The 23624-nt window shown below is 34.7% G+C and carries 23 protein-coding genes; all 23 read left to right on the top strand.

All coding sequences use genetic code 11. The annotated features are described in order from the left end of the window. The first annotated feature begins 506 nt into the window (after positions 1-506). The 23 genes from J7I80_RS08075 to J7I80_RS08185 all read left to right on the top strand — a co-directional run bounded on the left by J7I80_RS08075 (position 507) and on the right by J7I80_RS08185 (position 23616). A complete protein-coding gene (locus tag J7I80_RS08075) occupies positions 507-1664 on the top strand; it encodes a hypothetical protein (RefSeq protein WP_214737345.1) in 1158 nt (385 codons plus the stop codon). A 543-nt stretch (positions 1665-2207) separates the two neighbouring features. Next, positions 2208-4142 carry an asparagine synthase-related protein gene (locus J7I80_RS08080; RefSeq protein ID WP_214737347.1) on the top strand — a complete coding sequence of 645 codons (1935 nt, stop codon included), beginning with the start codon at positions 2208-2210 and terminating at the stop codon, positions 4140-4142. Between the two features lie 14 nt (positions 4143-4156). Beyond that, on the top strand, positions 4157-4309 hold the full coding sequence (locus J7I80_RS08085) for a paeninodin family lasso peptide (RefSeq protein ID WP_214737349.1): 153 nt from the start codon (positions 4157-4159) through the stop codon (positions 4307-4309). 141 nt (positions 4310-4450) lie between these two features. Further along, entirely contained in the window at positions 4451-5398 is a 948-nt protein-coding gene (locus tag J7I80_RS08090; protein WP_214737351.1) for a phosphoenolpyruvate carboxykinase (ATP), read from the top strand. Further along, positions 5385-5681, top strand: a complete 297-nt coding sequence (locus J7I80_RS08095) for a lasso peptide biosynthesis PqqD family chaperone (RefSeq protein WP_214737353.1) — start codon at positions 5385-5387, stop codon at positions 5679-5681. Before J7I80_RS08090 ends, J7I80_RS08095 begins: the two co-directional genes overlap by 14 nt. A gap of 80 nt (positions 5682-5761) precedes the next feature. Further along, on the top strand, positions 5762-6175 hold the full coding sequence (locus J7I80_RS08100) for a lasso peptide biosynthesis B2 protein (protein ID WP_214737525.1): 414 nt from the start codon (positions 5762-5764) through the stop codon (positions 6173-6175). Positions 6176-6237: 62 nt separating this feature from the next. Beyond that, a complete protein-coding gene (locus tag J7I80_RS08105; RefSeq protein ID WP_214737527.1) occupies positions 6238-7374 on the top strand; it encodes a nucleotidyltransferase domain-containing protein in 1137 nt (378 codons plus the stop codon). 17 nt (positions 7375-7391) lie between these two features. Beyond that, on the top strand, positions 7392-9191 hold the full coding sequence (locus J7I80_RS08110) for an ABC transporter ATP-binding protein (RefSeq protein ID WP_214737355.1): 1800 nt from the start codon (positions 7392-7394) through the stop codon (positions 9189-9191). Between the two features lie 164 nt (positions 9192-9355). Next, complete coding sequence (locus J7I80_RS08115) at positions 9356-10087, top strand: YveK family protein (RefSeq protein ID WP_214737357.1); 732 nt, start codon at positions 9356-9358, stop codon at positions 10085-10087. Next, the gene (locus J7I80_RS08120) at positions 10074-10730 is read left to right on the top strand and encodes a CpsD/CapB family tyrosine-protein kinase (protein WP_251027663.1); all 657 of its coding nucleotides are present in this window, start codon (positions 10074-10076) and stop codon (positions 10728-10730) included. Before J7I80_RS08115 ends, J7I80_RS08120 begins: the two co-directional genes overlap by 14 nt. Before the next feature lie 314 nt (positions 10731-11044). Beyond that, on the top strand, positions 11045-12871 hold the full coding sequence (locus J7I80_RS08125; protein ID WP_214737531.1) for a polysaccharide biosynthesis protein: 1827 nt from the start codon (positions 11045-11047) through the stop codon (positions 12869-12871). 14 nt (positions 12872-12885) lie between these two features. Then, positions 12886-13764 (top strand): UTP--glucose-1-phosphate uridylyltransferase GalU, encoded by an 879-nt coding sequence (galU, locus tag J7I80_RS08130; protein ID WP_214737359.1) that lies wholly within the window; start codon positions 12886-12888, stop codon positions 13762-13764. A 91-nt stretch (positions 13765-13855) separates the two neighbouring features. Continuing rightward, positions 13856-14929 (top strand): EpsG family protein, encoded by a 1074-nt coding sequence (locus J7I80_RS08135; protein ID WP_214737361.1) that lies wholly within the window; start codon positions 13856-13858, stop codon positions 14927-14929. Positions 14930-14942: 13 nt separating this feature from the next. Then, positions 14943-16016 (top strand): UDP-glucose 4-epimerase GalE, encoded by a 1074-nt coding sequence (gene galE / locus J7I80_RS08140; RefSeq protein ID WP_214737363.1) that lies wholly within the window; start codon positions 14943-14945, stop codon positions 16014-16016. 14 nt (positions 16017-16030) lie between these two features. Beyond that, entirely contained in the window at positions 16031-16186 is a 156-nt protein-coding gene (locus J7I80_RS08145) for a YwzD family small protein (protein WP_214737365.1), read from the top strand. Between the two features lie 3 nt (positions 16187-16189). After that, positions 16190-16804, top strand: a complete 615-nt coding sequence (locus J7I80_RS08150) for a sugar transferase (protein ID WP_214737367.1) — start codon at positions 16190-16192, stop codon at positions 16802-16804. Then, on the top strand, positions 16801-17445 hold the full coding sequence (locus tag J7I80_RS08155) for an acetyltransferase (RefSeq protein ID WP_214737369.1): 645 nt from the start codon (positions 16801-16803) through the stop codon (positions 17443-17445). The genes J7I80_RS08150 and J7I80_RS08155 overlap by 4 nt, the downstream gene beginning before the upstream one ends. A gap of 4 nt (positions 17446-17449) precedes the next feature. Further along, the gene (locus J7I80_RS08160) at positions 17450-18637 is read left to right on the top strand and encodes a DegT/DnrJ/EryC1/StrS family aminotransferase (protein WP_214737371.1); all 1188 of its coding nucleotides are present in this window, start codon (positions 17450-17452) and stop codon (positions 18635-18637) included. A 31-nt stretch (positions 18638-18668) separates the two neighbouring features. After that, positions 18669-19010 (top strand): helix-turn-helix domain-containing protein, encoded by a 342-nt coding sequence (locus J7I80_RS08165; protein ID WP_214737373.1) that lies wholly within the window; start codon positions 18669-18671, stop codon positions 19008-19010. A gap of 20 nt (positions 19011-19030) precedes the next feature. Continuing rightward, entirely contained in the window at positions 19031-19795 is a 765-nt protein-coding gene (locus J7I80_RS08170; RefSeq protein WP_214737375.1) for a glycosyltransferase family 32 protein, read from the top strand. Further along, the gene (locus J7I80_RS08175; RefSeq protein ID WP_214737377.1) at positions 19788-20423 is read left to right on the top strand and encodes an acyltransferase; all 636 of its coding nucleotides are present in this window, start codon (positions 19788-19790) and stop codon (positions 20421-20423) included. Before J7I80_RS08170 ends, J7I80_RS08175 begins: the two co-directional genes overlap by 8 nt. 27 nt (positions 20424-20450) lie before the next feature. Beyond that, complete coding sequence (locus J7I80_RS08180) at positions 20451-21650, top strand: glycosyltransferase (RefSeq protein WP_214737379.1); 1200 nt, start codon at positions 20451-20453, stop codon at positions 21648-21650. A 181-nt stretch (positions 21651-21831) separates the two neighbouring features. Next, a complete protein-coding gene (locus J7I80_RS08185; RefSeq protein WP_251027664.1) occupies positions 21832-23616 on the top strand; it encodes an ABC transporter ATP-binding protein in 1785 nt (594 codons plus the stop codon). Positions 23617-23624: the final 8 nt, after the last annotated feature.

Here is a 23624-nt window from a genome sequence, read left to right on the forward strand (position 1 = left end):
CAAACTATTAGCTGGTTTTGTAATCTAGGTGGAAGCCAATCATTCACAGAGTTGGTCAAAGAAGCGAACTTAATTTCTCCATTTGAAGATGGTTGTGTGAAATCTGTGATTGGTGAGATTGAAGCTTATTTGAATACGGTTGATGATAAGGCTCTTTAATACAGAAGCCAGCAAACATCAAAAAACGCTTGTGACCTGCATACCTGGTTAGGCGGGTTTGATTTCCACGCAGTCCCGCAAATATTCATATTATTGCCGCACAGTTGTCAATCTGTGCGGTTTTTTGTAGGAAGAATAGCTGTCCAATATGAAGTGCCTTTATCTAATTAGAAGCATAAGGTCCCTGTGCTCTTGAGATATAGTGGCTAAGTGTTTAGCCCATATCGCAGATACCGCTTCAACGGCCAATTTTGCATCACCTTATTTATTATAGAAAGCTTATATATTTGAAGGGAAAAATAACAGCAACTTGATATAATTAATAGAAAAGAAATTGGGGTGTGTTAATGAGGAGAGGTACGGTTTTTATGCTCATTGTTCTGACCGTTTTGGTAAGTGGTTGTTCGGTGGGGCTGGATAAGGAAGATATCAAGCAGTATGTCCAGAGTAACCATGGGATAAAAGTGGAGGTGCCGCGGGAACCAACCTTGGGGGCAAAGAGTCCATATGGTTCTACAACTGTAATAAGTAAAGATGACCCCACTCTTCAGTTCGAAGTGTTTTTTCAATCTGGTATAGGTCCACTTTTTAGTAGTATTTCGGGCGATAGCTTCAAAGAACAATCAGAATTCAATAAGTTGAATAAGGATTACCAAGACTCGCCATTGTACGGTGATTTTATTGACATGGGTTTTCACCACTCCAAGCTTGTTGATAGTACGATTTATACTCATGACTATGATGAAAATGAAAAGAAGGCAACACTTTATCTTTTTAAAAAGGATGGTTTTACTTTAAAAGACTCAGACTATCAGATGCTTTATGAGGGAGTGCCCTTTTTTCTAAAAATTCAAGAATTGCTATCGGCAGCTAATTATAGCTTTGAAAAGATTGTTGTGAATGGCGAGGAGTACTCTGAGTTCAAGAATATGTATGAATACGATAATTCTTCCGCACGGAAGTTTGAAATAGAGGTTCCTATTCGAAAGAGTTTAGCTGATATCCATTCCCTAACAGACATGAAAAACATCATTCATAATGACCATTATTACGGTTCACTGAATACGGACACGCTCGTTAAGAAGCATTTCTTTAAGAAGGATTATCCGGTGTTCGAGGATACGCTAACTGAAATTGAGTCTTTAGGATTCAGCAGGGATGAAAATTCATATGATCCGCATTTCTTGTCTTGTGATAATTACCTTCAAAATAACGAATTAGAAAAAATCGATTTAACGGAATGCCAAGATTATTTATTATTCCTAGCCATTGAAGTCGAGAATGATAACTATAAATCAATTGTGACAGAAGAAGGGTTGGAGAAATGGTGGCAGATGGTCCAAAAAATAAAATCATCCAACCTGAACATACACCGGGTACAAGTAGAATTGTTGAATTCAAGTATCTATTACGTGGACGTTGCTTTTGAAGATGTTAAGTCCGTTCATTCGAAAGAAGATATGGAATCGATTATTATGGACGAAATTGGTCATTTGGTTAAATAAACGAAAAGAGCCCGCTCCTCGCATTAACGTCATAGAGAGCGGGTTTTATTATGCAGCAAAAATAAAGGATATGTATAGTCCCTGATTAGAGATTGTTACTTATTTTCTTTACTTAAAGCAAACATGTGAGTGAAAAACCTTCAAAATAAGAAGTATAACTTTCTAATGATCATCACCTTAGGAATGAGCGTACGAAACTGTTGGAACTATGGAGCTAGCTAGATAGAAGCAAATAGCAAGAAAGGAATTCTTTACAATACAGATTACCTACTTTCGGTTTTATTCTTTAATAAAGGTATAAGAGTTCTTAATTCTATACAAAGATATAAAATAGAATTTGTGTTAAAATTCTGTTGACTTTGTTCTTTAAAACGAATATTATAATTTTAAATAAGTGTTCTTCATAAAGAACGGGTGATTCAAAGAATTATAAAGGTTGATAAGTCACTATGAATAACCGGTTGCATTTTGTCGCGCCATTTTTTTAATTTCTTCGTTCTTTTTAGTGAACAACAATGCGTTTTAGATATACAGGAGGAAAATATGAGTGCAATTGCAGGGATATTAAATCTTAATAATGAGCCTGTGAACACAGATTATGGGATAAGGCTTATGAAGGAACTTGAAAGATATCCAGCAGACGATGTACAAACCTGGTATAGTGATAAGGTTTTCCTTGGCTGCCACGCTCAGTGGATCACACCTGAGTCTATTGGAGAGAAGCTTCCCTACTATGATCACGATCGAAAACTAGCGATAACAGCAGATGCAATTATAGATAACCGGGAAGAACTATTTGAAGCTTTACAAGTTAAGAAGGAAAGAAGGAAGAAAATTACTGATAGCGAGCTGATTCTACTATCCTATTATAAATGGGGAGAAGACTCTCCTAAATACCTCATTGGGGACTTTGCTTTTATGATATGGGATGAGAAGAAGCAACAATTATTTGGTGCGAGAGATCCTTCGGGTTACAGAACTTTATATTATTTTAAAAATGACACTCGTTTAGCTTTTTGTACAACTATTGAACCCTTATTAAGTCTACCTTTTATTGAGAAACGATTAAATGAAAGTTATATTGCAGAATTTTTAGCTATAACTGGCATGTTTGATACTGTAGATGCACGTACAACTCCTTTTGAAAATATTCAACAGGTTCCACCTTTTCATAGGATATCTATCGATAGAAAAAAATATGATTTAAATCGCTATGGAGCATTTACTCCCAACCAAAAAATAAAATTTAAATCAAATGAAGATTACGTAAGTGCTTTTCAAGAAGTTTTTCACAAGGCAGTTAATTGTAGATTAAGAACATTTAAAGCAATAGGATCTCAATTAAGTGGAGGACTAGATTCTGGAGCGGTGGTAGGTTTCGCAGCTAAGGAACTTCAGAAAGAAAATAAAACTTTGCAAACTTTTAGTTATATTCCCCCAAGGGATTTTATTGATTTTACACATAAAAAATTAATGACTGACGAAAGACCATATATAAAAAAAACAGTTCAGTTCGTTGGAGGCATTACTGACAATTATTATGATTTTGAGGGACGAAATTCTTATACAGAAATAGATGACTACCTTGATGTAATGGAAATGCCATACAAATTTGCAGAGAATTCTTTCTGGTTAAGAGGCATATTTGAGGCAGCAAATGAAAAGGGAGTTGGAATTCTCCTTAATGGTGATAAAGGCAACTCAACTATTTCTTGGGGATCAGCTATTGATTATTATGCACTTCTCTTAAAACAGTTTAAGTGGTTGAAATTAATTCAAGAATTGCAGAATTATAGTTTAAAAACAGGAGGAGCTAGATTTCGCTTACTACCGGATATTGTAAAAAAAGGTTATCCTTTCATTAATCACCATGTTTCTAAAACTAATAAAATGTCTTCTCTAATTAACAAGGAACTTGCAAGGAAAACAGGCGTATTTGAAAAGTTAAATCAGCATGGAATTGACGATAATGGGAATTTAGTCAGCCAAAGTATTTACAACCAAAGAAGAATCATCTTTGATAAAATTTCTGCTTGGAATTCAGGCAGTACTTTTAATGCAAAACTTTCTTTACGTTATAAACTCTGGAAACGCGACCCAACAAATGATCTTCGTCTGGTGAGATTTTGTTTTGCATTACCCGAAGACCAATATGTTCAAGATGGATTAGATAGAGCATTAATAAGAAGAGCCACAGAAAACATTTTGCCTGATCAAATTAGGTTGAACCAAAGCATTAGAGGGATGCAGGGGGCAGATTGGCTTCATCGTATGATTCCATCTTGGAATTTATTCATGAACGAAGTAAAGGAACTTATAAAAGATTCTTATGTAATCCAGTTTTTTGATGAAGCAACAATCAGATCAGCATTAACAAGTAGTGAAATGGGTGTTAGGCCAAACAGAATGTCAGACCCAAATTATAGGGTATTAATGCGAGCAGTTATTGTGTATAGATTAATAAAAAAGTACTTTTGAAAGGGGGTGAAAAAATGAAAAGAGAATGGAAAAAACCAGAATTAGAAATGTTGGATATCAAAATGACATTCCATAATGTCAATGGAAGAGTCTATGATGCAGATTGGTCTGAGGAAACTGAAATTCCAGTAGATGAAAATGGAGATCATTTGGACGCTAAAAGTTAAGAAAAAGTTCTTTTACAATCCTATTTGAACTCATATTTATGATTTCAATAGACTGTATAAGTTTTAACTACATAAAAGGCCCTTATATAATAGATATTATAAGGGTCTTTTATATAAAGGCATTATTGGAGAGGATATTTTATGGATAAAGTCGCAAATAAGTTTATTTATAATGCTTTTGGATTTTCAATAAAAAGTGAAATTTACTTTCCTGAATTAAGAGAGACTGTCAATGATAGGGAAGTTATAGATATAGAAATTAGAATAGATGATTTATCTGATTTATGGTCAGAATATTCTAGGAAGAATACCAAGTTTATCATAAATGAAAAACTTGTAATGTTTAAAGTTCATGAAACAGCTATATTTCTAATTGAAGAAGGAAACCTCATCACCATTTCTCCATTAGGAGTAAATAAAGAAGAAGAAATCAGGCTATTCGTTCTGGGAAGTTGCATGGGTGCTATTTTATTGCAAAGAGGAATTCTTCCATTACACGGGAGTGCTATTTCAGTTGATGGGCAAGCTTATGCTATCATTGGCAACTCTGGTGCAGGTAAATCCACATTAGCATCGGCATTTGTACAAAGAGGTTATGAATTGATAACCGATGATATAACTGGTATATATTTTTCTGATAATAATTCGCCTTTGGTAATTCCTTCTTATCCCCAACAAAAACTATGGGATGAAAGCCTAGCCAAGTTCGGAATTAACAAAGATAAATTTAAACCTATTTATCAGAGAGAGAATAAATTTGCCATTCCGGTTAATAAACAATTCGCAACAAAATCCTTACCATTAAAGGCTATATTTGAACTTACAAAAACTGAACATGAAGAGATCGAGCTGGCAAGAATTGATGGTATTTTGCGTTTGCGTACACTGTTGAGTCATACATACAGGAAATTACTGATCCATAACCTTAATCTTTCTAAATGGCATTTTCAAAAATCAATAGAAATAATAAGTCAAGTCAATATGTATCAAGTTGCTCGGCCCAATAATAAATTTACAGCAAATGAACTGGTAACCTCAATTTTAAGATGTATAAATAAGGAGTTGGAAAACGAAAATGTTAAGAATTGATGAACTTTCTCCCGAAATGTCTATTGTTCAAAGTTCAGGAATGATTACTAGTGATATGAATGGAGAAACTGTTATGTTGAGTATAGAAAACGGGAAATATTACAATTTAGGCAATGTTGGTGGATGCATTTGGAAATTGATACAGCAGCCTACTTCTATAAATAAATTAATATCCGTATTAGCGGAAGAATTTAATGTAGATACATATCAATGCAGAGCAGACCTTATACCGTTTTTAAATATTTTATTTAAGGAAAATCTTATAAAGGTGGAACAAAAATAAAAAGATATAAATTTCGAATGAAGAGGAAGGAATCGTAGAGTGTGAAAAAGATCTGGTTATTTATTACTTTTGATTATCAAATGAAACTTTTGCTAATCGAAGCTTTTTTTCTGCTGGCATGGGCTCGTGTGGTAAAAAGGGTGCCTTTCCAAAAGGCATCCCAGTTACTTGGAAAAAAAATGATTGAATCTTCTCGTGAATTAGATATCGAAAATTTACAAGTAGCAAAAAAAGTGGCGTATGCAGTAAAGATTATAAGTAAATATACCTTCTGGGAAAGCCAATGCTTAGTGCAGGCTATTGCTGCAATGTTTATGTTGAGACGGAGGAAAATTGACAGTACACTTTACTTGGGAACTGCAAAAGAGAAGGATGGAAATTTGATTGCACATGCCTGGCTAAGAAGTGGATCCATTTATATTACAGGTTCAGAAGAAATGAAGAATTTTGTAGTTGTTTATAAATTTGCATCAAATGGTCGAGGTAATTATTAAATTAAGGAGAAGTGAATGTGAATAATCCAATTCTCGACATACAAACCATTCCCCAAGAATTAATGCTGATACTTGAGGTACTTAAGGGTGATGAGGAAGATATTACGAAGTTTTTAAGCAACAAAAGTGAACAAATTAATTGGAAAAAATTCTTGGATTTAACAATTCATCATCGCGTTTATCCATTAATGTTCTTAAAACTCCAAAAATTAAAAGAAGGTATTGTTCCTAAATACGTTGAGCAAACGATTGAGGGGTTATATAGAAGAAATGTTTTTAAAATGCTTCAGTTAAGTAGTGAAATGGAGCATTTAGCAAATATTTTTCATACTAATAATATTAAAACTATTTTTTTAAAGGGTCCCATGCTTGGTTCTGAAATTTATGGGGATGTTTCAATGAGGACTTGTGGAGATTTAGATTTATTAATCTCAATTGAAGATATCAATTTTATTCATACCCTATTGGAATCTCATGGTTATTTAAAAGATGACTATATAAAGACTGTATTGGAAGATTGGAAATGGAGACATCATCATATAACTTATCACCATAAAACAAAAAAAATTAAGATTGAGATTCATTGGAGACTTAATCCCGGACCAGGAAAAGAGCCAGACTTTTATGAACTTTGGAAGCGGAAAAGAGAAATGTTTTTTTCAGGAAATCCAATATATATATTGGGTAGAGAGGACTTGTTTTTATTTCTCGTATCACACGGAGCAAGACACGGATGGTCACGAATTCGCTGGTTAAGTGACATACACCAAATGGTTACCCAGGAATTGAACTGGAGGAAAATTAATTCTCTTATAAAAAAGTATGATAATTCTCATCTTGTTGGTCAAGCGGTAATATTAGTTTCTGAATTGCTGAATTCAAAAATAACTGACGGAATGAAGAATTTCCATAGAGATAAACGATCCATCTCCCTAAGTCAAGAGGCAATTTTTTATCTCAAAGATATGGTGAATTTACATGATGAACCTGTAGATGAAAAAATATTTTTATACCATAAGCGTTATTTATATTCCTTAATGTCTGTACAACAAAAAATATTACACTTGTTTAGTTATTTATATCCATATCACATCGATTCAGTTACATTACCTTTACCTAAAAAACTTCATTTTTTATATTTTATTTTAAGGCCTTTTTTATGTATTTGGAGAAAAGCTAAGAGGCAAGCGTTTTCCTAAAAAGGAGGTGGTAACAGTTGAAAGAAGCTATACATTTTATTAAACTCACACATACTTTTTCAGGTAAAATTTTGTATTTTAATCTTATTGCCATGATTATCATTAGTTTGTTTGAAGGAATAGGGGTATTTTTGCTTTTACCTTTAATAAATTTAACAAACATTATTGATATATCTAAACAAGATATATTTCTTATTAGTGAATTAGATTCATTATTTCAAAATATACCAGAAACAATTGGACTATTGATTATTCTAGGTATCTTTGTATTAATAATGATCGGACAAAGTTACTTTAAAAGAAGACAAACAATTCTTAATAGCCGGATTCAGCAAAGCTTTGCCCGGCATTTGAGAGAAGAAACGTATAAATTACTGATATTTTCCAATTGGGGCTTTCATTTAAGAAAAAGAAAATCTGATTTAATAAATTCGATGGTATCAGAAACTGCTCGTGTGAGCGCAGGTGTAAATCTATTTTTTAATTTTATCTCTTCGATAATCTTTACAGTAATTCAGATAGGAATTGCTTGTTTGTTCTCTGTGAAATTAACTGTCTTTGTTACTGTATTTGGGTTATTAATGATTTTTTTTTCTCGGAGGATTATACGGCAAACCAGTAATTTAGGACAACAAAATATAGAATTATCCCAACTATATTTGGCCGGGATAACAGACCACCTAAATGGAATAAAAGAGATAAAGAGTAACAATCTAGAGGAGCAGCATATTTTGTGGTTCAAAAATTTAAACGCACAAATGGAAAAAAACGTAATTAAATCGGTAGATATTAAAACTAAATCGAATTTTATTTATAAGATGGTTTCTTCTTTATTAATTGGCTTTTTTGTTTTTGTATCTATAAAAGTATTTGAGGGAGAGTCTGCCTCGTTATTTTTAATTTTGGTGATATTTTCAAGGTTATGGCCTAGGATAACTGCAATACAGACTATTTTGGAACAATTAGGTTCTGTAATACCATCATTTAGAAATCTGCTTCATTTACAAAAGCAATCTCTAGCTGAACAAGAACTAAATGAAAAAATGTTTCTTAATGTTAATACAATCGAAAATAAGCAAGGACTGGTATGTAATAATGTATATTTTCGATATGAAAAAGAAGCGGGTACCTATGCATTAAGAAAAATTAACTTGCATTTTCCTGTGAATTGTATGACTGCAATAGTTGGGCACTCTGGAGCCGGCAAAAGCACATTAATTGATTTGCTAATGGGTCTTAATAAACCTGAAATAGGTGAAGTTTTAATTGACGGTAAAAAAATTACAAGTGAAAATATTATTTCATTAAGACGATCCATAAGTTATGTACCGCAAGAACCGTTTCTATTTAATACTACAATTCGTGAAAATTTAATGCTTATAGAAAAAAATGCAAATGATGAACAAATCTGGGATGCTCTTAAATTTGCAGCAGCTGATGATTTTGTCAGAAATTTACCTAATGGGTTAGAAACCTTGATTGGGGATAGGGGAATAAAGTTATCTGGAGGAGAGAGACAAAGGCTAGTATTAGCTCGCGCCATTCTACGTAATCCTTCAATTCTCATACTGGATGAAGCAACGAGTGCCCTGGATACAGAAAATGAATATAAAATCCAAGAAGCCCTTGAAAGAATTAAAGGAAATATGACAATTATTGTAATCGCACACCGCTTATCCACCATAAAAAATGCAGATCAAGTTGTTGTACTGAATAAGGGTGAAATTATTCAACAAGGAAAGTTTAATCAACTTGCAAAGGAAAACACTGGAGTTTTCAGCCGTTTACTTCAAAAGCAAATGGAGATAAGTGTTTAATACCCACGATTAAAACATTTAATTTATTTCTATTGACTTGTTCTCTATAAAGAACTAAAATAATTATAATAAGTTTTAATAATTTGGTATTAAAATTGCATTTTCTCGCGAAAGTTGTTCTCTATAAAGAACTAATTACGAATTTTTGTATAAAAGGTGGTATTATGAGTCAACAACTGTCACGGCAAGCCCCGAAAAAATCAAAAGATATCAATCTAGAGGAATTGTACCTGGTTTTCAAAAGGCGCATATGGGTAATTGCTTCGGTTACCTTGATTGCAGGTTTGATCGGCTTTTTCTTAAATCAAGCAACAGTAGTGCCTTTATATCATTCTTCATCCAGAATTATTATTGGTGCACCCGAAGAGTCTAGAAAGACTCTTCAGGTAATTGTCCGCGATTCATCCATTTTAGACATTGTCATCAAGGAAATGAAGCTGGAAAAATCATCAGATCAGTTAGCGAATCAAATATCAGTAAATAGTGTGGATAGTTCTCAGGTTGTCAGCATAGGTGTTGTTGATACTGATCCTGTTATGGCGTCAAAAATAGCGGATACGGTAGCTGAAGTTTTTAGACAGGAAGTTCCCAAAATCGTAGGGCAAGATTATATCAGAATTTTATCTAAATCGAAGGTAAATCCTGTCCCCATAAATCCGAAGACTAATAAAATGTTAATCTATGGGGTTATCGGGGGGCTGGTCTTGGGGATTGGTTTGGGATTCTTTTTAGAATCAGTAGATAACAGAATTCGCTCCAGAAAAGAAATAGAGGAATTATTAGGGGTACCAGTTATAGGGAGAATTCCTAAAATCAACAAGAGAAGTATTCGAAAAGCGGCAAGTAAAATTCAAACAGTTTCTAATAATAGGGGTGAAACAATTGATTATAAATAAGGACATTTTTAAAAAAGCTAAAAAAAAGGACCCCTATCTAACTTATTATTATCCAGATTCGGTTCTAGCGGATCAATTTCAAATGATTCATACCAACTTGAATTTTATGATGCAGGAACAAAAGGCCTCCACATTTTTACTGACGTCGCCAGAAGATGGTGATGGGAAGTCTACAATGATAGCTAATTTAGCGGTTTCCATGGCACAACAAAAGAAAAAAGTCCTTGTTATTGATGCGAATCTTAGAACACCTAATATGCATGAGTTTTTCCATACTTCAAATTCTAATGGGCTGACTGATGTACTTACAGAGAGATGTTCATTTCATGAAGTTGTTCATCATACAGAAATTTGGAGATTGGACTTATTAGCAAGTGGTCCTACTCCGAACAATCCGGTTGAACTATTGGGATCAAAAATGATGAAAAATTTCCTTTCAAAAGTAAAAGAATCCTACGACGTCATTCTTCTTGATTCGACCGCTCTTCATACTTTACCGGATACCAAGCTTTTAGCAAGCTTGTGTGATGCAGTAATCCTGGTTGTGAAAAATGGTAAAACAAAGGCACAAAATGCTGCTGAGTCAAAAAAGATGATTGAATTTTCGAAAGCGAAACTATTAGGGGTAATTTTGAATAATTAGCAGATTAAAATTTTTTAACCATATTGTTCTTTATTGAGAATTTAAGATTTTAATGATACTTGGACATGTCTCCTTTCCATTATCAATGGAGGCACTCGGTCATACTGTGGGTAAGAATACCTTAGACGCTGGTCGTCAAGAGTGTGATGTGAGGGTGGGTTAGATGCCCGCTTTTATTAAAAATGATAGTTATGTGTTCTTTGTAAGAGCATGTACCTATCATTTTTAATGTGTGGTAAATAATTTCCTGGTGAACAAATGATCGGAAAAACTAATGAAATTTTAATCAAGGATAAGGGAGGAATAGATTGAAGATGACTTATCGACAGAGGTTATCATTTTTTATTTTTTTTGACTCAAGTATCGTTCTTGCTGCAATTTATTTTAGTAAATTTCTTGTAGATGGCACCATAATGGTTTTCACATTAAGAATGGTTTTAACCTCTCTCGTAATCATCTTTTCTCATCATATTTTTTCTTTCAAATTCCATTTATATCAAAGAGCATGGGAATATGCGAGTATAGGGGAATTGTTTAGCATCCTCAAGATTGCTTCCCTATCAATAGCCCTAGCAGGAGTTGTACAACTAGTAGTATTCAATGAAATCGAATTCAGATTATTATGTGTAACCTGGCTCCTGAATATGTCTTTAATTGGTGGATCACGCTTTTCATGGAGAGTGTTTCGTGATTCTCTAATCAAGCAAAAAGAAAATAAAACCAGGCTGTTAATAATTGGAGCTGGCTCTGCTGGGACAATGGTAGCAAGACAATTAGCCAATAATTTGCAGACTGATCTCCTTCCTGTGGCTTTTATTGACGATGACGAAAAGAAGCAAAAACTAAACATTTTAGGTATACCCGTTGTTGGAGGAATTTCAGAAATAGAAGAGGCCGTAAAAAACTATGCCATTGATAATATCATAATTGCTATTCCTTCTTTAGCAAAAGAAGAATTAAATAAAATATTTCTGGAGTGTGCAAAAACAAAAGCTAAAACCCAGATTTTGCCGATGTTGGAAGATTTAATGACAGGAAAAATATCTGTAAATCATTTCCGTGATGTTCAAGTAGAAGACTTACTTGGGAGAGAAACTGTAAAGCTGGATTATGAAAATATTTCTGAAAACATCACTAATAAAGTCATCTTAGTTACAGGTGCTGGTGGATCAATTGGTTCGGAAGTTTGCCGGCAGATTGTACAATTTAAACCAAAACAGCTTATTTTGCTAGGTCACGGTGAAAACAGTATCTATTCCATCGAAATGGAGCTTAAAGATTCCTGTGCCAATACAGATATTCGATTTACTCCGGTAATTGCTGATATTCAAGATGCAAAAAAAATGTTGACAGTTATGAACACATATAAGCCGGAAATGGTTTATCATGCTGCTGCACATAAACATGTCCCACTTATGGAGTGCAACCCTGAAGAAGCAGTGAAAAACAATATAATTGGAACGTTGAATCTTGCGCTTGCTGCAAAATGGAATGCCGTCAAAACCTTTGTAATGATTTCTACCGATAAGGCTGTTAACCCAACAAGTGTAATGGGAGCAACTAAAAGGCTCGCAGAAATGATTGTACAAAGAATGGATCAAGAAAGTGAGACAAAATTTGTGGCCGTGCGGTTCGGTAATGTGTTAGGAAGCAGGGGAAGCGTCATACCTCTATTTAAAAAGCAAATTGAAAAAGGGGGACCGGTCACAGTTACCCATCCTGATATGATCAGATATTTCATGACCATACCCGAAGCGTCACGACTCGTTTTACAGGCAGGGTCGCTTGCTAAAGGAGGAGAGATTTTTGTTCTGGATATGGGTGAGCCAGTTAAAATCGTGGACCTAGCAAAAAATCTAATCAAACTCTCCGGCTACTCAATCGATGAAATCGGAATTGAATATACAGGTATGAGGCCAGGTGAAAAACTGTTTGAAGAGTTATTAAATGAAAACGAAGTACATGAAGAGCAAATCTATCCAAAAATATATGTTGGCAAAACTTCAGAATTGTTGACAGAAGAGATTGAAAATCTGATTTCTGACTATCCGAACGTAAGTAAAGAAGAATTGAGAGAACACCTTCTCTCTATAGCAAACTATAAAATTCCAAGAACACAAAAAATGAGGGTATCAGTTTAAAGGGAGTGGAAAATATGAAGGTAAGAAAAGCGATAATCCCAGCGGCAGGACTTGGAACTAGGTTTCTTCCTGCAACAAAAGCAATGCCAAAAGAAATGCTTCCGATCGTCGATAAACCAACCATCCAATACATTGTTGAGGAAGCTGTTGAATCTGGAATAGAAGATATAATTATAGTCACCGGCAAAGGAAAGCGTGCAATAGAAGACCATTTTGATCATTCTTTTGAACTAGAACAGAACTTACTCGAAAAAGGAAAGTATGAGCTTTTAAGTGAAGTGCAAAAATCTTCTAAACTAGTGGATATCCATTATATCCGTCAAAAAGAACCAAGAGGATTGGGTCATGCGATTTGGTGTGCACGTAAATTCATAGGTAATGAACCTTTTGCGGTCCTGCTTGGAGATGATATTGTTCAAGCTGAAAAACCTTGTTTACAGCAGTTGATTCAACAATATGATCGTTACAATGCCAGTATTCTGGGAGTCCAATCGGTTCCAGAGGAAGAGGTATCCAGGTATGGAATTGTCGGAGGAAATGCGATTGGAAACCGAATTTATAGTGTCAGCGATTTAGTGGAAAAACCAATCCAAGATGAAGCTCCATCTAATCTAGCTATTTTGGGTCGCTATATATTAAGTCCGAAAATTTTCGAAATTTTATCTGAGCAGAAACCTGGTGCTGGTGGAGAAATTCAACTTACTGACGCAATAGCTTCATTAAATAAGCGTGAAGCTGTTTATGCATATGACTTTGAAGGCACACGTTACGATGTTGGTGAAAAAATGGGCTTTATTAAAACTACTATTGAATTTGCATTAAAGCATAAGGATTTAAGAAATCAATTATTGAATTATCTAGCTACAACTTTAGATCGGGAATTGATCAGATAAAAAATTTGCTGTCAACAAAATTATCCTTAAGGAATGGATTTAATCTAATCTATAAGCGACAACATATGTAAAAAATGAAAGGAACAAGTAGATGACCGTCCTCTGGATCAATCTTCTAATTGTATTTTTATTAGCTGTTTTTTCACGTTACTTTTCTACAACTTTTGTTCTTAACGGTTCAATAGTATCAGTAAAGCCAAATAAATTCATTGTTTTTGGAATTGTTATATCTTTCATTTTGGTTTCAGGGTTACGTAATAATATTGGTGATACACCCTTCTATATGCACGCATTTGAACTTTCCGATTTTACATGGGAATTCGTTAAAACCCAAGATGATATGGGGTTTGCCATCCTTCAAATGATTCTAAAAAGTTATTCAAATGATCCTCAAATATTGGTTTTTATAACAGCTTTAATCACCAACGCACTTATTATAATTGGCTTGTATAAATATTCTAGGTTGTTTGAATTAAGCGTCTATGTCTATGTAACTGGAGGCTTATTTTTAGTTACGATGAACGGCATTAGGCAGTGTTTAGCAGCTGCGATAATTTTTTCGGCTACAAAATATTTGATTGAAGGAAATTGGTTAAAATACACTCTTGCTGTGATATTTGCTTCCTTCTTTCACCAGAGTGCATTGATTTTAATTCCTATATACTTCCTGGTAAGAAATAAAGCATGGACTAAAGCAACATTAGTCTTGCTGCTTGGTGCAGCTTTGATTGTTTTAGGCTTTAACCAATTTTCAAGTGCATTATTTTCAGTCATACAGGATAGTCAGTATGGAGTATACAGTCAGTTCGATGAAGGTGGAGCAAATATAATCAGGGTTTTTGTATTCTCTATTCCATTAATAATTGCTTTCTTTGGAAGAGAAAAACTTAAAGATATTTTTCCAGACAGTGATGTCATAGTTAATATGGCATTAATTGGTCTATCATTCATGATTATATCAACTGCTAACTGGATATTCGCAAGATTTAATATTTATTTCGAACTTTACCAAATTATCTTAATCTCTTGGATTGTCAAGGTGTTCAGAGAGAAAGATCAGAAGCTAGTATATTTAGTAATTATTTTATGCTACCTTGCTTACTATTTCTTTGAAAGTGTAATCAGTTTGAATATTAAATATTCAAGTAACTATATTGGATTATGAGCAGGAGGAAAAGATGGCGATTTTAATTACTGGAGGTGCCGGATATATCGGCAGTCATACATGTGTGGAATTACTAAGTGCCGGCTCCGAAATTGTCGTACTGGATAACTTTCTTAATAGTAAGCCCCAGGTGTTAAAAAGAATAACGGAAATAACGGGATGTTCATTTAGGTTTTATAATGTTGATTTACTGGATGAGATTAGACTAGAGAAAGTATTTTTAGAAAACGAAATTAAAGCTGTCATCCATTTTGCAGGGTTAAAGGCAGTAGGAGAGTCAGTCAGCAATCCGACTTTGTATTATCATAACAATCTAATGAGCACTCTAATCCTTTGTAAGCTGATGAAAAAATATAATGTAAAAAAACTAGTCTTCAGTTCATCAGCTACAGTTTATGGATCACCTGAGAGACTCCCTATCTCCGAGGATAGCCCTTTAGGTGCAAAAAATCCTTATGGACGCAGTAAACATATGATAGAGGAAATACTTAATGATCTTTATCTATCAGATAATCATTGGAGCATTTCAATATTAAGGTACTTTAATCCTGTCGGTGCTCATGAGAGTGGACTTCTAGGTGAGGATCCAAATGGGATGCCAAATAATCTTATGCCTTATATTTCGCAGGTTGCAATTGGGAAATTAAAGGAACTAAAAGTTTATGGAAACGGGTACCCAACGTTCGATGGGACGGGAGTAAGAGATTACATTCACGTAGTTGATTTAGCTTTTGGACACTTGAAAGCTTTAGAAAGAGTTACATATTCAACAGGAGTTGAAGTATACAATCTAGGAACTGGTAAAGGCAATAGTGTTCTCGAATTGATATCTGCTTTCGAAAAAGCTACAGGAAAGAATATCCCATACAAAATTGTTGATCCGAGGCCGGGTGATGTATCTGCTTGTTATGCAAATCCTGAGAAGGCGAAGAAAAATCTGGGGTGGATAGCAAAGAAAAGTCTTGAGGAAATGTGCAGAGACACTTGGCGCTGGCAGATTAACAACCCGGATGGTTTTGAGAGTAAAGATTATGCACATTCTCACTCATTTTCGAGTGAGGATTTTTTATTTAGAAATAAGGTGTAAGAGAGGGAAGTTAAATGGATATATCTGAACAATTAACCACAGAGAAGCTGCATGCCTTATTAATGAATATTTATTTTAAGGGAATACAGTCCGAACATATCCAAATAAATGAATTTATTGAAGAAATCAAAGAACAGTTATTAGCTACGTCTAAAAGAGCAGGAGAATAAAATATGAAACGGTTATTTGATCTTTCCGTGTCATTACTACTGTTAATTGCTTTATCTCCAATCTTTATCATTGTCTCGTTAATAATAAGAGTAAAACTAGGATCTCCCATTATATTTAAACAACAGCGACCCGGTTTATATGGAGAACTTTTTTGTCTGTACAAATTCAGAACCATGACGGATGAAACAGACGCACATGGACAATTGCTTCCTGATTTTAAACGGTTAACATCATTTGGGAAATTACTTCGGAAATATAGCTTGGATGAGTACCCCCAGTTGTGGAATGTTGTAAAAGGTGATTTAAGTTTAGTGGGGCCAAGGCCTCTACTTAGGGAATATATGCCTTTATATACAAAAGAACAGTCACTGAGGCACAATGTTAGACCAGGAATTACTGGGTGGGCACAGGTAAATGGGAGGAATGCTATTTCGTGGGAAGAGAAATTTAAGTTGGATATCTGGTATGTTAAGAACCATTCTTTCCTTCTTGACATGCGAATTTTGTTTTTAACAGCCTACAAAGTTATTACATCTGAAGGTATAAACCAACCTGGCAACGTAACAGTAGAGAGTTTTAAAGGATCAAAAACGTCTATGGGAGGGGGGAATCGATGAAAGTAGTTCTTATTGGACATGGGGGGCATAGCAAGGTTATATCTGATATCATTCGGCCAATACCTGAGCTTCAAATTATTGGATATTTGGATAATAAGTACGAAGTTAAGCAAGTCATAAACAACGTGATATTAGGTCCTGTTAAAGCAGCAAAGGAAATTAAAGATGCACATGGAAATGTAAAATTTATTATAGCGATTGGAGATAATCGAACAAGGAAATTAATTGCTGAACAGCTTAATTTTTTGAGCACTGACTATATTTCTCTTGCCCATCAATCAGCAAGCATCAGTCCGTCTGTCACTATCGGCTATGGTTCAGTTATAATGCCTCAAGCTGTAGTGAATTCAGATGCCATCATTGGGAATCATTGTATTCTTAATTCTTGTTCCGTGGTAGAGCATGACAGTATATTGGAAGACTTTGTTCACATCTGTCCCAATACTACAATTGCAGGCACTGTAAAACTGGGCCAAGGAACATTCGTGGGTAGTGGGGCTACGGTGATACCAAATAAAATAATTGGTGAGTGGTCAACCATTGGCGCAGGAGCAACTGTGATAGATCATCTTCCAGAGAATTGTCTTGCAGTAGGGACGCCTGCAAAGGTAAAGAGGAAGGAAAAAGTTAATGCGGGGTGAAGAAATGGAACCAGTAGTTCAAAAGAAGAGAATTTTTCTGTCCTCACCACATATGAGTGGGAATGAAGGAAAGTATATTAATGAAGCATTTGCAACCAATTGGATTGCCCCTCTTGGCCCCAATGTGGATGCGTTTGAAGAAGAAATAGCTCACTATGTAGGAGCCAGTGAAGCAGTTGCCGTCAGTTCAGGAACGGCTGCTATCCATCTGGCTCTTTCTTTATTGGGTGTCGGAAATGGTGATAAAGTGTTTTGCTCTAGCCTTACTTTTATAGCTAGTGCCAATCCTATCATTTATCAAGGTGCAGAGCCAATCTTTATTGATTCTGAACCTGAAACATGGAATATGTCTCCTAAGGCATTGGAGCGGGCTTTCGAGGACTCATTAATGGATGGAGCGCTCCCTAAAGCAGTCATTGTTGTAAATTTGTATGGACAAAGTGCAAAAATGGATGAAATCTTAACCATTTGTAACAAATACGGCGTTCCGATAGTGGAAGATGCAGCAGAGTCTCTTGGAGCGATTTATAAAGGGAAATTCAGCGGAACATTTGGTAAATTCGGAGTCTTTTCTTTTAATGGAAATAAAATCATCACAACTTCGGGTGGTGGAATGCTCATTTCTGAAGACCGAGCCGCTTTACAGAAAGCAAGGTTTTTAGCAACCCAAGCCCGCGATAATGCTTCACACTATCAACATAGTCAAATTGGATACAACTATCGATTAAGTAATATTTTAGCTGGCATTGGCAGAGCACAATTAGAGGTACTCGAGGAAAGAGTTACTACCAGAAGAGCTGTATTTCAAAGATACTATAATGCACTGTCAGAATTACCTGGTTTTTCATTCATGCCTGAGCTGCAAGAAACCTATTCTAACCGATGGCTGACTGCTTTAACGATTAATGAGAAGGAATCTGGTATATCAGTTTCTGAAATGCTCAAAGCATTAAGTGTTGAAAATATTGAGGCTAGACCAGTTTGGAAGCCACTGCATCTGCAGCCTATATTTAAAGGTCGGAAATACTATCCACATGATGTCGGAGAAAGCGTATCAGAAAACCTCTTTAACAACGGATTGTGCTTGCCATCTGGATCAAATATGTCAGAAGCGGATATAGATTCTGTGATTTACTATATCAAGCAATCAGTTTCTAAAAGGAAGGAAAAAGTGGATATGATTAATATTTAGCATTTATTTTAAGAAAAACGGGGTATGAGTCGTGATTGGTAAAACGATGTATGAACGCAGAAGACAAAAGGGTTTGACGATATCTGAGTTAGCGAAACGAACCAAGATCTCAAAATCGTATTTAAGCAATATTGAACGCGATTTAAATCGAAATCCTTCTATTGATGTTGTTCAAAGGATAGCAGCAGTACTGGATATCGAATTAGAAGAATTTTTAAGGATTGAGAAAACAAATGGAAATCCGAATAATATTGATGAGGATTTAATTAGTTTTGCTGCGGAACTGAAGGAATCAGGTATACAAAAAGAACAAATTAGTGAGTACAAGACGCTCTTCGAATTTATTCAATGGAAGAATCAGAATCCGACATAGAATTAAATGAGGTATGTATTATGGAAAAGAGTAATCGAATTCCCAAAACGATTCATTACTGCTGGTTTGGAGGGAAAGAAAAACCGGACCTGGTGAAAAGGTGTATTGAAAGTTGGCGAAAGCATTTACCAGATTATCAATTGACTGAATGGAATGAAATAAATTTTAATATTGAAAAAAACTACTATGTCAAGGAAGCATACCAATCAGGAAAGTATGCTTTTGTAAGCGATTTCGCCCGCGTATACGCTCTTTACCATTATGGGGGCATTTATTTGGATACAGATGTAGAGGTATATAAACCATTTGACGATCTCTTACATCACCCATCTTTTTGGGGCTTTGAACAAGGAAACTATATAGCAACTAGCACAATAGGAGCTGAAAAAGGAAATCCATTAATCAAGCAATTCCTTGATTCATATAATGGGAAAACATTTATTAATGAAGATGGTTCACATAATCAGTTAACCAATGTTGCGCTAATCACACAACTGCTCAAGTGGTTTGGACTAAAGACAAACGGCAATTATCAAGAAATTGAAGGAATGGGCGTTTTTTATCCACAAACATTTTTTTCTCCATACGATTATATAAATTGTCAATCACTCGAAACAGATCAAACGTATACTGTTCACCATTTTTATAAGAGCTGGCTGCCATTCAAAACAAGATTAAAAGGCAAAGTGAAATTTGTCCTTTCGCGGCTTATAGGAGGGCACAATATTGCCAGAATAAGGAATTATCGTTCAGGTAAAATCTTTAAGGGGAATGCTCATGGTTAACCTGTGTAAAAAAATTATAATGACATTAATAGTAGAAGGTAAAAAGCGTGGGTTTTTCATCGCCTTTCTAATGAATATATCGCATGCTATCGGTCTATTAAGGGGTATGTTTTTTAAAGGATTGTATTACAAAAATATAAAATCAACCCTATTTTCTCTTCAAGCAAATAGTAAGATAGAAATTTTCAATAAAAAGGCAAGGGTATCGATTGGGGAATTCGTTTTCATAAGAAAAAATGCAAGCATTCGAATTGATTTTGATGGTGTATTGGATATTGGCAAAAATGTTTTCATTAATGATAATTGCAATATCAACTGTGTCAATCGAATCACTATAGGTAAAAATACAAAGATTGCTCCCAATGTGTGCATTAATGATCATGATCATAATTATAAAAAGGATTCAAAGGATCATTTGATAAGAGGAGAAGTGACCATAGGAGAAAACGTCTGGATAGGTTCCAATGTAGTCATATTGAGAGATACAAAAATAGGAGATAATGTGGTTGTAGCTGCTGGAAGTGTCGTGAAAGGGAATGTACCTTCAAATACAATTTATATGAGTAAAAGAGAGACAGAGGTCAGGCCTTTTAAAAATAATGAAAAAATTGTGCAGTTTGGCGGCTAAAAGTATTCTAATGGTGAGGATAATTTAATGAAAAAAAATATCTTAATTTCTGTCTATAATATGGAAATTGGCGGCATTGAACGAAGCTTAATAAACATGCTGGAAAGCTTTGATTACCAAGAATTTAATGTGGATCTATTAATCTTCCATCACGTGGGCGAATTTATGAGTTTGATCCCAAAAGAAGTAAATATCTTGCCTCAGATTGATGAATATTCAGTTTTTCGTAAACCGATCAAACTTTGCATTAAAGAAAAACATTATTATTTAGCCGGTGTTAGATTACTTTCAAAGTACTTGGCGAAAGCCAAATACAAAAATAGAGTCTTTGAGGAGAAAGCTGGTTATATACAAATGCAGCTTAGCCAGAAGTACTCTTCCTTCATTTTACCGAACCACAAAAAAGAGTACGATGTCGCAATAAGTTATGCCTGGCCGCATGATATTGTTGCGAAAAAAGTAAAGGCAAAGAAGAAAATAGCCTGGGTCCATACTGATTATAGCAAGCTGGAAATTGACAACGAACTGGATCTTAAAGTTTGGAACCAATTTGATCATATTGCATCTGTATCTGATGCTTGCAAGGAAGCATTCTTATCAACATATCCAGGCTTGAAAGAAAAAGTGTGCGTGGTAGAAAACATTACTTCACCTGCTTTCATTAAGAAAATGGCGGAGGAAGAAATGAATTTTTCTGAAGATAAATCTCAAACCTTTTCAATTGTCTCTGTTGGCAGATTATCATATGTAAAAGGCTTTGATCTGGCAGCAGAAGCGCTTAAACTGCTTCATAACAAAGGGCTAACTAATATAAAGTGGTATATTATTGGATATGGTGGGTATGAAAAGGAATTGAAAAGGATAATTTCAAACCTCAATTTAGACGAGAGTTTTATTCTTCTGGGCAAAAAAACGAACCCATATCCTTATATAAAAAACTGTGACCTCTACGTGCAGCCCTCCAGGTACGAAGGAAAAGCAGTGACGGTATCTGAGGCTAAAATCCTTGGAAAACCTATTCTAATAACGAATTATCCAACAGCATCGAGCCAGATCGAACATGGAAAGGAAGGCATTATCTGTGAATTGAGCTCTGCAGGTTTAGCAAAAGGAATAGAGGAGTTTTATAATAATCAAGAATTGAAGACTTATTTAATCAATCATCTGCAAAACAGGGATTATAGTAATTATCACGAATTAGAGAAGCTTTATAGGTTAATTTGTTAAAAAGGTTAGGGCAAATTGGCGTTTTATGTCGACATCTTATTCTTTAAAAAGAACAATTGGTGAGTTATAATTTAAAAAAGTGAATGGATTTATAAGTTCATATGTTCTCTGTATATTTTTTTGCTCATGTTGTTCTCTATAGTGAACGAGTAAGGATTTCTATAATTAAGGTGTGAATAATTTGAAAGATATTATTATGAAGCTTAGGGTACTTTTTAACAAAAAGGATAAAAAGAAGTTTCTAATTCTTTTTATCATGATGATCATTGCAGCAATATTTGAGACTGTGGGAATCAGTTTAATTGTTCCTTTTGTTGGGATTGTTACAAATCCAGCGATGATTCATGAACAAGCATTTCTTTCCTATTTATACAAATCTTTAAGTTTTCAATCTAATAATGCCTTTATCTTATTTTCAGTGATAGTCTTATTAGCCATTTTTCTAATGAAAAATTCATATTTATTATTATTCCAAAACCTTCAATACCGATTGATTTTCAATACAAAGATAAAGCTTTCGAGAACCATGTTTAGAGAATATTTAATGAAGCCATATACCTTTCATTTGCAAAGGAATACAGCAGAATTATTAAGAAATGTAAATGGTGAGGTAGGAAAAATATTTACAGGTATTTTACTAGCTGGTTTCCAACTGATAACCGAAATTATTGTTGTCATGTTTATTTTATCTTTACTAATTGTCACTGCACCGTTGGCCACCCTTACATCTGGAACCTTGTTAAGTGGGAGTGTAATTCTGTTCTTTAAGGTATTCCGCAAAAAGATTACCCATTTAGGTAAAGAAGAGCAGAGGTTAAGTCGTGAGGTAATTAAATGGGTAAATCAAGGCTTAGGAGCAAGTAAGGAAGTAAAGGTTTCAGGGAAAGAAAATTTCTTTGTCGAAAGCTATAATCAACAAAATCAAATTATGGCCAAAAACACTATATATAAAAATACATTAGACCAAGTCCCCAGGCTTTTTATAGAGACATTATTAGTTTCTGTTGTCTTGATTACGATGATCATCATTGTTTTTCAAGGAAAAGAAACAGCCGAGTTGGTGGCCACTATGTCATTATTTGCAATGGCAGCTTTTCGGCTCATGCCTTCAATTACAAGAATCGTAGCAATGCTAACTTCAATTCGCTATAGTAAGCCAGCCCTAACGGTAATCTTTAATGATCTAATAAATGAAAATAATGTGACAAGCTTGAACGGCCAAGAACCAGCTAACAACTCCAAAAAAATCACAATAAATACTTATGAGAAGACTTTCAAACAATCTATTCAATTAGAAAACATCCATTTTAGATACCCAAATCAAGAGGAGTGTTCTATAAAAAATATATCATTAAGAATTCCGATAGGGGGCTCAGTGGCTTTTGTAGGAAAATCCGGTGCTGGGAAAACGACAATAGTCGACATAATCCTGGGCCTTTTAGAACCAGAAAGTGGTCATGTCTTTGTCGATGGCCATGAATTAAATAGGGTTTTGCCCGTGTGGAAAGAGAAAATAGGATATATTCCTCAAACCATTTATCTATCTGACGACACTATCCGAAAAAATGTAGCATTTGGACTTATGGATCAAGACATTGAAGAAGATGCTGTTCTCAGGGCTATTGAGGATGCACAGCTAAAAGATTTCATTGAATCACTGCCTGACGGATTAGATACAGTCGTTGGCGAGAGAGGTGTAAGGCTCTCGGGTGGTCAACGCCAGCGCATAGGAATTGCGAGAGCATTGTATCATAACCCAGAAATTATCTTTTTGGATGAAGCAACCTCTGCCTTAGACCACGAGACAGAGAAAGAAATCATGAAGGCAATTGATCGTCTTAAAGGGGAAAAAACTTTGATCATTATAGCACATCGACTAAGTACCATTGAAAATTGTGACATTGTGTTTAGAGTTGAAAAGGGAAAGTTGATTTCTTCGGAAAGTAAACTTTTACAGACAATGTAAATGCTTAC

The sequence above is a fragment of the Bacillus sp. ISL-41 genome (genome assembly GCF_018613235.1).
GTDB lineage: Bacteria > Bacillota > Bacilli > Bacillales > Cytobacillaceae > Mesobacillus.